Here is a 13366-nt window from a genome sequence, read left to right on the forward strand (position 1 = left end):
CTGTGCTTTGTCTCGATTGTAGGCTGCGCGGCCGGCTTCACCCACCCGGAGTGATGGCTAATCCATTCCGACGAGAGCGTCGGCGCGCCGCCAGTAGGCCGGATTGCCGTAGGTATTCTTCAGGAAATCGATGAACAGGCGCACGCGCAGCGGCAAGTGCTTGCGCTGCGGAAACACGGCATGGATGCCGATGGGCGGCGCTTCGAACGCATCGAGCACCGTCACGAGCCTGCCGGTGGCAATGTCATGACCGACTTCCCACCAGGAGCGCCAGGCCAGGCCATGGCCTTGCAGGCACCATTCGCGCAGCACGGCGCCGTCGGTGCACTCCATCGTTCCCGAAACCTTGACAGTGACGGCCTTGCTGCCTTGCTGGAACACCCAGCCGCGCTGCACGTTGGCGCTGGCACCGAACGCGAGGCAGTTGTGGCCGGAAAGTTGCTCAAGCTGCGTCGGCACGCCGTGGCGCTCCAGGTACGACGGCGCGGCGACCACCACGCGGCGGTTTTCCCAGAGACGGATCGACACCAGGCTGGAGTCCGGCAGGTCGCCCAGGCGGATGGCGCAATCGAACCCCTCGTTCACGAGGTCGACTACCCGGTCACCCAGGTCCAGCGTGATGGACACATCAGGATGCGCTTCAATGAAATCCGGCACCATCGGCGCCACGTGGCGGCGGCCAAAGCCGGCCGGGGCCGTGACACGCAGATGCCCGCTGGCCTTGACACCGCCCGCCGAGACGCTGGCTTCGGCGTTGTGCAGGTCATTGAGAATGCGTTGGCAGTCTTCCAGGAACGCCGAGCCCTCGAAGGTCAGGGTGATGCGGCGCGTGGTGCGCACCAGGAGCTTGACGCCAAGGCGCTCCTCCAGCGCGTCGATGCGTCGCCCGATAATGGCCGGCGCCACGCCTTCCGCGGCAGCGGCGGCGGACTGGCTGCCGCGTGTGGCCACGGCGACAAAGGTTTCGAGCTGCTTGAAATGGTCCATGGCCGGTAGTTATACAGCGCGCTGCGGGATTGTGACGAATATAAAGGTTATCACTCGTTATTCAATGGATAAAAGTCAAAGATCAAGTGACCGAACCCGTCTTTGTGCGGCGCGTCACATTTCCTAGAATGGCCTTCGTTACGAAGGTCGGCAAAGCGTTCTGCCTGGGCGGAAAGTGCGGTGCAAGGCCTTCGAGTCCGTGGAGCTGATGCATGAGTCCGATTCGCGCGGTGGTCTTCGACGCCTATGGCACGTTGTTCGACGTGTATTCCGTGGCCGCGCGGGCCGAGCAGCTATTTACTGGCAAGGGCGAGGCGCTGTCCGTGCTCTGGCGCGACAAACAGATCGATTACACGCGCATCCGCTCGCTGGCCGGTCCCTCGGGCGAGCATTACAAGCCGTTCTGGGACATCACCGTCGATGCGCTGCGCTATGCGGCGGCCCGCCTGGGCGTAGAACTTTCCCCCCACGACGAAGCCACGCTGATGCGCGAATATGCGTGCCTGTCGGCTTTTCCCGAAAATGTCTCGGCGCTGCGTCGTCTGCGCGAGCTGGGTCTGCCGCTGGGCATTCTCTCCAACGGCAACCCGCAGATGCTCGACATTGCCGTGAAAAGCGCCGGCATGGCCGGGCTGTTCGACCACGTGTTGTCGGCGGATGCGGTCAAGCTCTACAAGACCGCGCCGCAAGCCTACGCGCTGGCGCCGCAAGCCTTTGGCGTGCCTGCCGAGCAGATTCTCTTTGTCTCGTCCAATGGCTGGGATGCCTGTGGCGCGACGTGGTACGGCTTCACAACGTTCTGGATCAACCGCCTGGGGCATCCGCCCGAGGCACTCGACGTGGCGCCCACCGCGGCTGGCCACGATATGCGCGATCTGCTGCAGTTCGTGCAGGCAAGGCAACTGACGTAAGCATTCAATCGGCCCAGCCATAGGGCCGACCCCGTCCAACCCTCACATCCTCATCAGGAGAACAACCATGGCGCTCACGCTGCCTCAAGGCATGGAGATCAAGGCCGAGATTCTTCCGGCCTATGAAGACATTCTGACCCCCGAAGCACTGGCGCTGGTCGCCAAGCTGCATCGTACCTTCGAGCCGCGTCGCCAAGAGCTGCTGGCGGCTCGCGTCGAACGCGCCAAGCGTCTTGACGCCGGCGAGCGCCCCGATTTCCTGCCGGAAACGAAGGCCATTCGCGAAGGCGACTGGAAGGTCGCCCCGATCCCGCCGGCACTGCATTGCCGCCGCGTGGAAATCACCGGCCCGGTTGAGGCCAAGATGGTCATCAACGCGTTCAACTCGGGCGCGGACAGCTACATGACCGACTTCGAGGATTCCAACTCACCCAGCTGGCACAACCAGATCCAGGGCCAGGTCAACCTGAAGGCTGCCATCCGCCGCACGCTCACGCTGGAGCAGAACGGCAAGACCTACAAGCTCAACGACAAGATCGCCACGCTGCAGGTGCGCCCGCGCGGTTGGCACCTGGACGAGAAGCACGTCACGGTTGATGGTCAGCGCGTCTCGGGCGGCATCTTCGACTTTGCGCTGTTCCTGTTCCATAACGCCAAGGAACAGATCGCTCGTGGCGCCGGCCCGTTCTTCTACCTGCCGAAGATGGAAAGCCATCTGGAAGCGCGTCTGTGGAACGACGTCTTCGTGATGGCGCAGAACGAGATCGGCCTGCCGCAAGGCACGATCAAGGCCACCGTGCTGATCGAAACCATCCTCGCCGCGTTCGAGATGGAAGAAATCCTGTACGAACTGCGCGAGCACAGCGCTGGCCTGAACGCTGGCCGTTGGGACTACATCTTCTCGTGCATCAAGAAGTTCAAGGTCGACAAGAACTTCTGCCTGGCCGACCGCGCCAAGGTGACGATGACCTCGCCGTTCATGCGCGCCTACGCGCTGCTGCTGCTCAAGACCTGCCACAAGCGTGGCGCGCCCGCCATCGGCGGCATGAGCGCGCTGATCCCGATCAAGAACGATCCGGAGAAGAACGCCATCGCCATGGCCGGCATCATCAACGACAAGAAGCGCGACGCGACCGACGGCTATGACGGCGGCTGGGTGGCCCACCCCGGCCTGGTCGAGCCGGCCATGAAGGAATTCGTGGCTGTGCTGGGCGACAAGCTGAACCAGTTCGAGAAGCAACGCCCGGACGTGGAAGTGAAGGCTGCCGACCTGCTGGACTTCCAGCCGGAAACGCCGATCACCGAAGGCGGCCTGCGCATGAACATCAACGTCGGCATCCACTACCTGGGTGCCTGGCTGGCCGGCAACGGCTGCGTGCCGATCCACAACCTGATGGAAGATGCCGCCACGGCAGAAATCTCGCGCTCGCAGGTGTGGCAATGGATCCGCTCGCCGAAGGGCAAGCTGGAAGACGGCACCAAGGTCACGGCCGAACTCGTGCGCAAGCTGATTCCGGAAGAATTGGCCAAGGTGAAGGAGACGGGCGCGGTGGGCCACTTTGACCGCGCTGCGGAAATCTTCGAACAGATGTCGACGTCGGAAGACTTTGCAGAATTCCTGACGCTGCCGTTGTACGAAGAAATCTGAAGGTAAGCGACGCTTCAAGCGCGCAGAGGAAACGCCGGCCGGGGCAACCCGCCGGCGTTTTTCTTTTGCCGCAAGGCCGGTCAAGCCGCGCGATAATGTCACGAAACTTTGCGGAGGCCGCTTTGCGTTTTGAACACCTGGTGGAAGTCAACGATCCACTCAACCCGCTCCTCGATACCCTGACCCTGAACCAGATCTGGCAAGGGCTGGTGCTGCGCGTGCGCGAGCAGACCGAATTCGTCGAAAGCCTGGACGAATGCATCATCACCGCCGAAGGCGACGGCTGGGTCGAGCGCGAACTTGTTTTCGGAAAGGCGCGCATCCAGGATCGCGTGACGCTCGAGCCGCACAAGCGCGTGACCTACACCACCGCAGCCACCGGCGAACACGCCGGTGGGTCGCTGACCATGACGATCGAGAGTAACGACGCCAACGCCGCGTTCATCCGCTTCGTCTACGACACCACGCTGCCCAACGCCGACGAAACCGGCGACACGCGCTACGCCGAGATCGTCAAGTCCGCCTATCGTGAATCCGATATCGACACCGTGCGCCGCATCCGCGAGATTGCCGCCACCGGCCGCCTCGGCTGACGGTTCCTATCCGGCCGACGCGTGGAGGACGCGGCGGACCGGGTTTGTCCCCCAAGTCGTCTCACAACACTAGAACGAGACCATGGCGACATCCACACCCACCCTGGAAGCCCTGCGCGCCCGTCACGGCGAGCGATTCAAGTGGCTCGTGCTGTTGACGCTGATGGTGGGCGCGGTGTCGTCCGTCATTTCGGCCACCATCGTCAATGTGGCGATTCCCGACCTGAGCCGGCATTTCGTGCTGGGGCAGGAGCGCGCCCAGTGGGTGTCGGCCAGCTTCATGGTGGCGATGACCATGTCCATGCTGCTCACGCCCTGGCTGCTGCTGCGCTTTGGGTTGCGGCGCACGTTCATCGGCGCGTTGCTTCTGTTGGGGCTGGGCGGCCTGGCGGGCGGCCTGTCGCCCAACTACGGCGTGATGATCGGCATGCGGGTGGTGGAAGGCATGGCCGCCGGCATCATGCAGCCGCTGCCCAACATCCTGATCCTGCGCGTGTTTCCGGAGCGGGAGCAGGGCAAGGCGTTCGGCCTGTTTGGCTTTGGGGTGGTGCTGGCGCCGGCCGTGGGGCCGAGCGTGGGCGGTTTCCTGGTGGAGCTGTTCGGCTGGCGGTCGATCTTCTTTGTCGTCGTGCCGTTCACGCTGCTGGGGTGGGCGATGGCGCGGCGCCTCATGCCGATCAACTCGTCCATGACAGGGGAAGCGAGGCCGCTCGACTGGCGGGGGCTGTTGTTGATCGGCTCGGCGACGGTTGCGCTGCTCAACGGGCTGGTGGCGTTGCATGCCAGCGTGGTGCACGGCATTGCGCTGATGCTTGCGGCGACAGTGTGCGTGATGGGCTTCGTGTTCTGGCAGCGACGGGTGGAATCGCCCTTGCTTGATCTGCGGCTGTTCAGCTACCGGCAGTTTGCAATGGGCGCGGTGGTGGCCTTCATCTACGGCGCCGGACTGTACGGCTCGACCTACCTTGTGCCGGTGTACATGCAGGTGGCGCTCGCCTACGCGCCGTCACGCGCCGGGCTGGTGCTGCTGCCAGCCGGTCTGGTGCTGGCCGTCACGATCATGTGGGCGGGGCGCATGACCAACCGTGTCGAGCCGTTCCGCCTCGTATCATTCGGGCTCACGGCGCTAGCGCTTTCGTTCTTCCTGATGGCGACCAATACCCGCGCCACCAGCTATTTGCTGTTGATCGCCATTGCCATCATCGGCCGGATCGGGCTCGGTTTCGTGCTGCCTTCGCTGAGCCTCGGCGCCATGCGCGGTGTTGACTTCACGCTGATTCCGCAGGGCTCCAGCGCGGTGAATTTTCTGCGGCAGCTTGGCGGCGCGATCGGCGTGTCGGCGACGGGCATCTTCCTGCAATGGCGTCTCGCCTCGCGCGGGATCGAGACGATTCACGCGGCGGCGGTCGATCCGGAAGCACGCATCCTCGCGTTCGACGAGACGTTTATCTTTCTCGGCACGCTGTGCGCGCTGGCCGTGGCAGCCGCGTGGCGCATGCGTCGGCGCGAGGCGCTGTCCGCCGCGCCTGCCGCGCAATAAAAAAACCGGGCGTGGCGCCCGGTTCTTCGTGCCGCGATCGAACGATCAGGTCGTCGCGCCGCTCTTCAGTTCTTCGACGAGGTCGATGTACTTCTGTTTGGCCTCGTCCTGCGAAGTGCCCTTCAGGCCCTCCCACGCTTCAAACTTGTAGCGCCCGACGATGTCGGTGAAGCCCGGCTTGTCGCCGTGCGCATCACCCTCGGCGCCTTGCTTGTAGAGGGCATACAGGCGCAGCAGCGTCATATTGGTGGGGCGCTCGGAGAGGCCCTTGACGTCGATCTGGGCTTGGTCGAAACGGGCTTGCAGGTCGCTCATGGTGGTTCCCGGCTGAAAACAATCGTGACGCGATGATAGCGCCCGGGGTATGCCGCAGGGCCGTTTGAATTCGAGGACGCCTTCGGTTTTCCGCGTGCGCCGCGGGGGGATTGCGCATTCAGGCGTCACCCCTGCCGGTACAATGCCGCCATGCCATGGATTCTTGCTTTCGACACCTCCACCGAGTTCTGTTCCGTCGCCCTTGGTGACGGCACGCGCACGCTGTTTCGCCACGAGCACACGGGTGCCCGATCCAGCGGCCGTGTGCTGCCGGCCGCCGGAGAACTGCTCGCCGAGGCTGGCATTCGCTTGGCCGATTGCGCAGCGATTGCCTTCGGCGCCGGGCCCGGTTCGTTCACCGGGTTGCGCACGTCTTGCGGCGTGGCACAAGGACTGGCCTTTGGCGCGGAGCTGCCAATCGTGCAGGTCAGTTCTCTTGCCGCCTGCGCGGAGCAGACACGTGCGTCGCTTCCAGCCGGTACGGTGGTTACGGTTGCGCTCGACGCCCGCATGGACGAGTGCTACTGGGCCAGCTTCGCGCCTGTCGATACGGCGCGGGAGGCCTCGGGCTGGCACGCGCTGTCCCCCATCCAGGTGAGCGCGCCCCAGACGGTGGCCGCGCCATCCGGCCCCTATTGGCTGGCTGGCAATGCTGCTGCGGCGTTCGGCGATCGGTTGAGCGTGGCGGCAGGAGCAGCTGTCGTGCTGCCCGAAGTCTTGCCGCATGCGCGTGAGATCGTCGCCATCGGGCAGCGACTGCTGGCGGCAGGTCATACGGTCCGCCCGGAAGACGCGGCGCCGCTCTACGTGCGTGACAAGGTCGCGCTCACCATCGAGGAGCGCCTCGCTGTGCAGCAGGCCAAGGCGGCCGCGGGTGGTCATCCATGAGCGTGATCGACAACGCGTTGGCCAGCGTCATCGCGCAGGCCCCGTTGCCTTCCGGCTGGCGGGCTGAACGCATGTCCGCGCTCGATGTCGCCGGCGTGGCGGCCGTCGAGCAGGCGGCTTTTGCGTTTCCCTGGTCACGCGGCAACTTTGAAGACTCGCTCAAGTCGGGCCACCTTGGTGTCGTGTTGCGCGATGGAGGCAACGAGGTTGCCGGATACCTGATCCTGATGCCGGTGGTCGATGAGATGCACTTGCTCAACGTGACGGTGGCGCCCGTCTGGCAACGGCAGGGGCTGGGCCGGTGGCTGTTGCGTCTGGCGGTGGCGCTCACCCTGGCGCATGGGTTTGGCAGCCTGCTCCTGGAGGTGCGGCCGTCCAATACCGGCGCGATTGCGCTGTATCGGCGCGTCGGGTTTACCGAGATCGGCCGGCGCAAACGCTATTACCCGGCAGAAAACAATACGCGTGAGGATGCCGTCGTCATGCGCATCGTCTGCGAGGCCAGTGGGGTGGAGGCAGCATGAATCGTCGATCCCGCCTGCTGGAAGCATTGGGCGTTTCCACAGAATGGACGTTGCGCGGTGCGGCACCGATCGAGGCAGCGCCTGCCGAGGTTGCCATTGCCGAGCCTGCGGCCGTTGCGCCGGCTGCCGTGGCCCGGGAACCTGCCGTAGCCAACGCCGAACCCGGGGTGGCTCGCGTAGCCGATGGGAGCGCGGACGCCGTCTCGCCTCGCGCCGAACAGATTGCCGCGTTCGACTGGGCGCAGCTTGAGGCCGCCGTCTCCGGGTGCACCGCGTGCAAGCTGTGCGAGCGCCGGACGCAGACCGTGTTTGGCGTGGGCGACCGCCAGGCCGAATGGATGCTGATCGGCGAAGCGCCCGGCGAGCAGGAAGACAAGCAGGGCGAGCCGTTCGTGGGTCAGGCGGGCAAGCTGCTCGACAGCATGCTGCGAGCGATCGGCCTGTCGCGCGAGACAGGCGTGTTCATCGCCAACGTGCTGAAGTGCCGCCCGCCTGGTAACCGCGATCCGGAGCCGGACGAGGTGGCGATGTGCGATCCGTATCTCAAGCGCCAGATCGCGCTGGTCAAGCCGCGCGTGATCGTTGTGCTCGGGCGCTTTGCGGCGCAGAGCCTGCTTCAGACGCAAACGCCGGTCGGCAAGCTGCGCGGCAAGGTGCACGAGGTGGAAGGTGTGCCGGTGGTGGTGACGTATCACCCGGCGTATCTGCTGCGCACCCTGACAGACAAGTCCCGCGCATGGGAAGACCTGTGCCTGGCCCGAAAGGTCTATGCGGAGCAGGGCGGCCGGTAACTTCCTCGTCGAAGCGGCGGAGCCGGCAGGCCGGCGCCCCCCAGGTCAGTGGTGCTTGTCTTCGCCGATGAGGGCCGCGGTGTGATAGAGGCGTTCGTTCCGGCGATGCCGCTGCATCACCAGCGCCATCGTCGCGCACACGAAGATACCGAACGAAACGATCACGACGCCGACTGAGACATTCAGCTTGATGAGCAGCGCGTAGAGGCACAGCATCAGCAGCACCGAGACGTTCTCATTGAAGTTCTGCACGGCGATCGAGTGGCCGGCCGAGAGCAGCACGTGCCCGCGATGCTGGAGCAGCGCATTCATCGGCACCACGAAAAAGCCCGACATCGCCCCGATCAGCATCAGGAACAGGTAGGCGATCAGCATGTACAGCGGCAGATGCATGCCGCCGATGTGGAACATGACTTCGGGAATGGTGTGCTTGGTATAGAACGCCATCATCATGACGACGACGCCCATTGCCACGCCCACGGGCAGCACGTCGAGGGAGCGGCGCAGCGGGATCTTCACGGCCGCAGCCATGGCGCCCGCTGCCACACCCACGGCGACCACGGCCTGCAGGATGGCGCCCTGCGAGAGGTTCAGCTCCAGCGACTGTTCTGCCCACTTCAACACGATGAACTGCAGCGTGGCGCCCGCACCCCAGAACAGCGTCGTCACCGCCAGGGAAATCTGCCCCAGCCTGTCGTGCCACAGCGCGTTGAAGCAGTCGGCAAATTCCGAGATCAGCCGGACGGGGTTCTTTTCCTGCTGCGGGTAGCGCGCACCGGTGTCGGGAATGCGCATATTGAACAGCGCCGCGATGAGGTAGATCACCATGATGACGAGCATGGCGGCCTCAGCCGGGGTGTCGATGGCTTCGAGGCCCGGTATGTCGAATGACAGGAGCCACGTCGAGACATGCTTGGAGATGAGCGCGCCACCCAGAACGGTGCCCAGGATGATCGAGCTGACTGTCAGCCCTTCGATCCACCCATTGGCAGCGACGAGTTTTTCCGGAGGGAGCAGTTCGGTGAGGATGCCGTACTTGGCCGGCGAATACGCCGCCGCACCGAAGCCGACCACGCCATAGGCGAGCAGGGGGTGTATTCCGGTGAGCATGACGCCGCAACCCACCAGCTTGATGGCATTGGTGATGAGCATCACCTTGCCCTTGGGCATGGAGTCGGCAAACGCGCCCACGAAGGCGGCAAGCAGAACGTAAGAGAGCACGAAGAACAGCTTGAGCAGCGGGGTCATCCACTGCGGGGAGTGCATCTCTGTGAGAAGGGCGATTGCGGCGATCAGCAGCGCATTGTCGGCGAGCGACGAAAAAAACTGCGCCGCCATGATGGTGTAAAAGCCCTTCTTCATACCTTCGAATTCGTCCCCGTAGACCGCGGTGCCATTTCTGTCTTCGCGACGTGCCGGCGGTATGCCGGCATGCGGAAGCGCTCCCCCGGGGCAGCCAGCCATGCGGCAACCTGGCTGACCGGCCAGGCAGCGCACCATTGCGCGGCTGCGGCAATGCTGCCGACGCCCGCGCGGGCTCCCCTTGCTGTGGTTCCCTTGTGCGGGCCCTGGGCGCATCGCCGGGGAACCGCGGGAATCTTCAGTGACAGGCGTCGGGGATTTGCGTTCCGCCCCGCACAGGTTTTGTTTTCGCCTGTTCGCATGGTCAACCCAGACGTGACGTCGCTACGCAAAGAGAAGTGGCTGCTGCCGAACTTTCCTCATGCTGCCAACGCATCACGTCTGTTTTCCCACGCCTAAATTGAACGGCTTTATATCACGAAACTTGTGCGCTTCCGGTGACGGCCCGGCAGTTTCTTTTTGAGCGATGAGCCCGCGGAGCGCGAACCACCGGGCGTCCTGTGGTCAAATAGAACGCTCATCGCGCGAGGCCGGGCACACTCCCTCTGCCGCAGCGCATACTTGTTGCATCGCAACATCGACGCCGCGCCACAAGCGTGCATCGCATCAACGTTCTGCAGGTTTGTCGTCATGCCAAGACCCATCCAGGCCGTCATCCACGGCCGTGCACTTGCCAACAATCTCCAGGTTGCCCGCCGCTATGCGCCGAACGCGCGCCTCTGGGCCGTCGTCAAGGCCAATGCCTACGGCCACGGCATCGAACGCGCCTATGAAGGCCTGCGCCAGACCGACGGCTTCGGGCTGCTGGATCTGGACGAGGCCGTCCGCCTGCGCCAGCTTGGCTGGCAAGGGCCGATTCTGCTGCTTGAAGGCTTCTTCAAGCCCGAAGACCTCGCCATCGTCGAGCAGTACCGCTTGACCACCACCGTTCACAACGAAGAGCAACTGCGCATGCTGGAGCTGGCCCGCCTTAAGGGCCCCATCAGCGTACAGCTCAAGATCAACACCGGCATGAGCCGCCTCGGTTTTGCGCCCGGCGCCTATCGTGCGGCGTGGGAGCGCGCTCGCGCGATTTCGGGCATCGGCACCATCGTTCACATGACGCATTTTTCCGATGCCGACGGCCCGCGGGGCATCGACCACCAGCTTGCCGCGTTCGAGCAGGCCACGCAGGGTTTGCCGGGTGAGGCGAGCCTGTCGAACTCCGCCGCTACGCTGTGGCATCCCAAGGCGCATCGCGACTGGGTGCGCCCCGGCATCATCATGTATGGCGCCTCGCCGACCGGCGTTGCCGCCGACATCGAAGGTACGGGACTGATGCCTGCCATGTCGCTCAAGAGCGAGCTGATTGCCATTCAGGACCTGCAGCCCGGCGCCACCGTCGGTTACGGCTCCCGCTTCAAGGTGGAACAGCCGATGCGCATCGGTATCGTGGCGTGCGGGTATGCGGACGGCTACCCGCGTCATGCGCCCGGTTGGGACGGCAACCATACGCCGGTGCTGGTGGGCGGCTTGCGCACCCGCACGGTGGGCCGCGTGTCGATGGACATGATCACCGTCGACCTGACCGACGTGCCCGACGCACGGGTCGGCACGTCCGTCACGCTGTGGGGGGAAGGCCTGCCGATCGACGACGTGGCGCATGCCGCGGGCACGGTCGGCTATGAGCTCATGTGCGCCCTGGCGCCGCGCGTGCCGGTGACAGTGGAGCCGGTTGACTCGGCGGACGCTGGCGAGATCGGCAAGGCCGCCTGAGCGCGGCCGCACATCACGTCACATACGCATTACACACATCAAGCGGCGGCCGTCGTGTGGCTGGCGGCCGCAAGCAGGGGGTGGTTTGGCCAAGAGCAAGACGGTCTACACGTGCACCGAGTGCGGGGGCACGTCGCCGAAATGGGCGGGGCAGTGCCCGCAATGCCAGCAGTGGAATACGTTGGTCGAGACGGTCGCGCAGCCGACGACCGGAGCGGGCGCGCGGTTCCAGTCTCTGGCATCGAGCGCGACGGTACGCAAGCTGTCCGACATCGACGCCGTGGACGTGCCGCGTTTTTCCAGCGGCATCGACGAATTTGACCGCGTCCTGGGCGGCGGCCTGGTCAGCGGCGGCGTGGTGCTGATCGGCGGGGATCCCGGCATCGGCAAGTCGACGCTCCTTCTGCAGGCGCTGTCCAACCTGTCGGCCACGCGCCGCGTCCTCTACGTCAGCGGCGAGGAGTCTGGTGCGCAGATCGCGCTGCGCGCCCGGCGTCTCGGCATTGAGAGTCCGAACCTCGCGCTGCTGGCCGAGATCCAGCTCGAGCGCATCCAGGCGACCATCGAGGCGGAAAAGCCCGAAGTTGTCGTGATCGACTCGATCCAGACGCTGTACTCGGAGGCGTTGACGTCCGCGCCGGGCTCCGTGGCGCAGGTGCGCGAGTGCGCGGCCCAGCTCACGCGCATCGCCAAGCGGCTCGACGTGACGACGATCCTTGTCGGTCACGTGACCAAGGAAGGCGCGCTGGCTGGCCCACGGGTGCTGGAGCATATCGTCGATACGGTGCTGTATTTCGAGGGTGATACGCATTCCGCCTACCGGCTGGTGCGCGCGTTCAAGAACCGCTTCGGGGCCGTCAACGAGCTGGGCGTGTTTGCAATGACCGAGCGCGGGCTGCGGGGGGTGGCCAATCCGTCGGCGCTGTTCCTGTCACAGCATGAACAGGTGGTGCCGGGCTCCTGCGTGCTGGTGACGCAAGAGGGCACGCGGCCGCTGCTCGTCGAGATTCAGGCGCTGGTGGACACGGCCAACGTGCCGAACCCGCGCCGCTTGGCGGTCGGGCTGGAGCAGAATCGGCTCGCGATGCTGCTGGCGGTGCTGCATCGCCATGCGGGCATTGCGTGCTTCGACCAGGACGTGTTCCTCAACGCCGTGGGCGGGGTGAAGATCACCGAGCCGGCGGCGGATCTGGCGGTGCTGCTGGCGATCCATTCGTCGATGCGCAACAAGCCGCTGCCGCGGGGGCTGGTCGTGTTTGGCGAGATCGGCCTGGCGGGCGAGATCCGCCCGACACCGCGCGGCCAGGAGCGCTTGAAAGAAGCCGCCAAGCTGGGTTTCTCGATTGCCGTCATCCCCAAGTCGAATGCGCCCAAGCAGCCCATCGAGGGGTTGGATGTGATCGCCGTGGAGCGTATCGAGCAGGCGATCGACCGAGTGCGTGCACTGGAGTCCTGAGTGTTCAGCCTTTCGCAACGATGTCAGTGACGCGCTTTGAAAATGCGGCGCGCCTGCAATGCGATAATCCGCCATCTCTCTTTCCTGACCCGACGCCGCCATGCAAGCCAATTCGCGCGCCTTTTTCCTGCTGATTGCCGTGATCGCCTTCGGGCTGGTCGGCTATGCGCTCTACCTGCAGCACGTGCAAGGGCTGCAGCCCTGCCCGTTGTGCGTGTTGCAGCGGTTTGCATTTGTCGGCATCGGTGTGTTCTCGCTGCTGGCTGCGGTGTCGTCGGCCACGCGCCTGCTGTGGCACGGGTTGGGCATGCTGTCTGCACTGGGCGGGATCTGCGTGGCGGGGTATCACGTGTCGCTGCTGCTCAACCCGAAGGCGACGTGCGGCATCGACCCGATCGAGAACTGGGTCAACGCGCTTCCAACGGCGAAGTGGCTGCCGCAGGTGTTTGAGTCCGATGGCCTGTGCACGGCGCCGACGCCGCCCATCCTGGGTCTGTCGATTCCCGCCTGGTCGCTGGTCTGGATGGTGATCCTGGCCCTGACGCTAGTGGTGGCGATGATCCGCCGCGAACGTCGTTAAGCCTGCGCCATCTGCC

13 protein-coding genes are annotated in these 13366 nt (G+C 64.8%); 10 read left to right on the top strand and 3 right to left on the bottom strand.

What is annotated here, in order from left to right; translation table 11 throughout:
* Positions 1–57 precede the first annotated feature (57 nt).
* Positions 58–987, bottom strand: coding sequence for a LysR family transcriptional regulator (locus R2N03_RS05575; RefSeq protein ID WP_316656015.1), 930 nt, complete (start codon positions 985–987; stop codon positions 58–60).
* A gap of 212 nt (positions 988–1199) precedes the next feature.
* On the opposite strand from R2N03_RS05575, the gene R2N03_RS05580 reads away from it, so the two are divergent.
* The 4 genes from R2N03_RS05580 to R2N03_RS05595 all read left to right on the top strand — a co-directional run bounded on the left by R2N03_RS05580 (position 1200) and on the right by R2N03_RS05595 (position 5679).
* On the top strand, positions 1200–1898 hold the full coding sequence (locus tag R2N03_RS05580) for a haloacid dehalogenase type II (RefSeq protein ID WP_316656017.1): 699 nt from the start codon (positions 1200–1202) through the stop codon (positions 1896–1898).
* A 67-nt stretch (positions 1899–1965) separates the two neighbouring features.
* Positions 1966–3546 carry a malate synthase A gene (aceB, locus tag R2N03_RS05585; protein ID WP_316656019.1) on the top strand — a complete coding sequence of 527 codons (1581 nt, stop codon included), beginning with the start codon at positions 1966–1968 and terminating at the stop codon, positions 3544–3546.
* 122 nt (positions 3547–3668) lie between these two features.
* Positions 3669–4139 (top strand): SRPBCC family protein, encoded by a 471-nt coding sequence (locus tag R2N03_RS05590; RefSeq protein WP_316656021.1) that lies wholly within the window; start codon positions 3669–3671, stop codon positions 4137–4139.
* Between the two features lie 82 nt (positions 4140–4221).
* Positions 4222–5679 carry a DHA2 family efflux MFS transporter permease subunit gene (locus tag R2N03_RS05595; protein ID WP_316656022.1) on the top strand — a complete coding sequence of 486 codons (1458 nt, stop codon included), beginning with the start codon at positions 4222–4224 and terminating at the stop codon, positions 5677–5679.
* Positions 5680–5724: 45 nt separating this feature from the next.
* On the opposite strand, the gene R2N03_RS05600 is transcribed toward R2N03_RS05595, so the two are convergent.
* Positions 5725–5994, bottom strand: coding sequence for an acyl-CoA-binding protein (locus tag R2N03_RS05600; protein ID WP_316656025.1), 270 nt, complete (start codon positions 5992–5994; stop codon positions 5725–5727).
* Positions 5995–6144: 150 nt separating this feature from the next.
* Between R2N03_RS05600 and tsaB the strand changes: the two genes are divergently transcribed.
* From tsaB to R2N03_RS05615, 3 genes are read left to right on the top strand one after another with little or no spacing between them, the layout of a single operon-like run.
* Positions 6145–6882 (top strand): tRNA (adenosine(37)-N6)-threonylcarbamoyltransferase complex dimerization subunit type 1 TsaB, encoded by a 738-nt coding sequence (gene tsaB, locus R2N03_RS05605; protein ID WP_316656027.1) that lies wholly within the window; start codon positions 6145–6147, stop codon positions 6880–6882.
* A complete protein-coding gene (gene rimI / locus R2N03_RS05610; RefSeq protein ID WP_316656029.1) occupies positions 6879–7406 on the top strand; it encodes a ribosomal protein S18-alanine N-acetyltransferase in 528 nt (175 codons plus the stop codon). Before tsaB ends, rimI begins: the two co-directional genes overlap by 4 nt.
* A complete protein-coding gene (locus R2N03_RS05615; RefSeq protein WP_316656031.1) occupies positions 7403–8197 on the top strand; it encodes a uracil-DNA glycosylase in 795 nt (264 codons plus the stop codon). The genes rimI and R2N03_RS05615 overlap by 4 nt, the downstream gene beginning before the upstream one ends.
* Before the next feature lie 45 nt (positions 8198–8242).
* Here R2N03_RS05615 and lplT read toward each other — a convergent pair whose 3' ends face one another.
* Positions 8243–9559 (bottom strand): lysophospholipid transporter LplT, encoded by a 1317-nt coding sequence (gene lplT / locus R2N03_RS05620; RefSeq protein WP_316656033.1) that lies wholly within the window; start codon positions 9557–9559, stop codon positions 8243–8245.
* 630 nt (positions 9560–10189) lie between these two features.
* On the opposite strand from lplT, the gene alr reads away from it, so the two are divergent.
* The 3 genes from alr (at position 10190) to R2N03_RS05635 (ending at position 13350) form a co-directional block, all read left to right on the top strand.
* Positions 10190–11314, top strand: a complete 1125-nt coding sequence (alr, locus tag R2N03_RS05625) for an alanine racemase (protein ID WP_316656035.1) — start codon at positions 10190–10192, stop codon at positions 11312–11314.
* A gap of 85 nt (positions 11315–11399) precedes the next feature.
* Positions 11400–12770, top strand: coding sequence for a DNA repair protein RadA (gene radA, locus R2N03_RS05630; RefSeq protein WP_316656037.1), 1371 nt, complete (start codon positions 11400–11402; stop codon positions 12768–12770).
* A 100-nt stretch (positions 12771–12870) separates the two neighbouring features.
* Positions 12871–13350, top strand: coding sequence for a disulfide bond formation protein B (locus R2N03_RS05635; RefSeq protein ID WP_316656039.1), 480 nt, complete (start codon positions 12871–12873; stop codon positions 13348–13350).
* The last annotated feature ends 16 nt before the right edge of the window (positions 13351–13366 follow it).

It is taken from the genome of Ralstonia condita (genome assembly GCF_958405655.1).
GTDB lineage: Bacteria > Pseudomonadota > Gammaproteobacteria > Burkholderiales > Burkholderiaceae > Ralstonia > Ralstonia condita.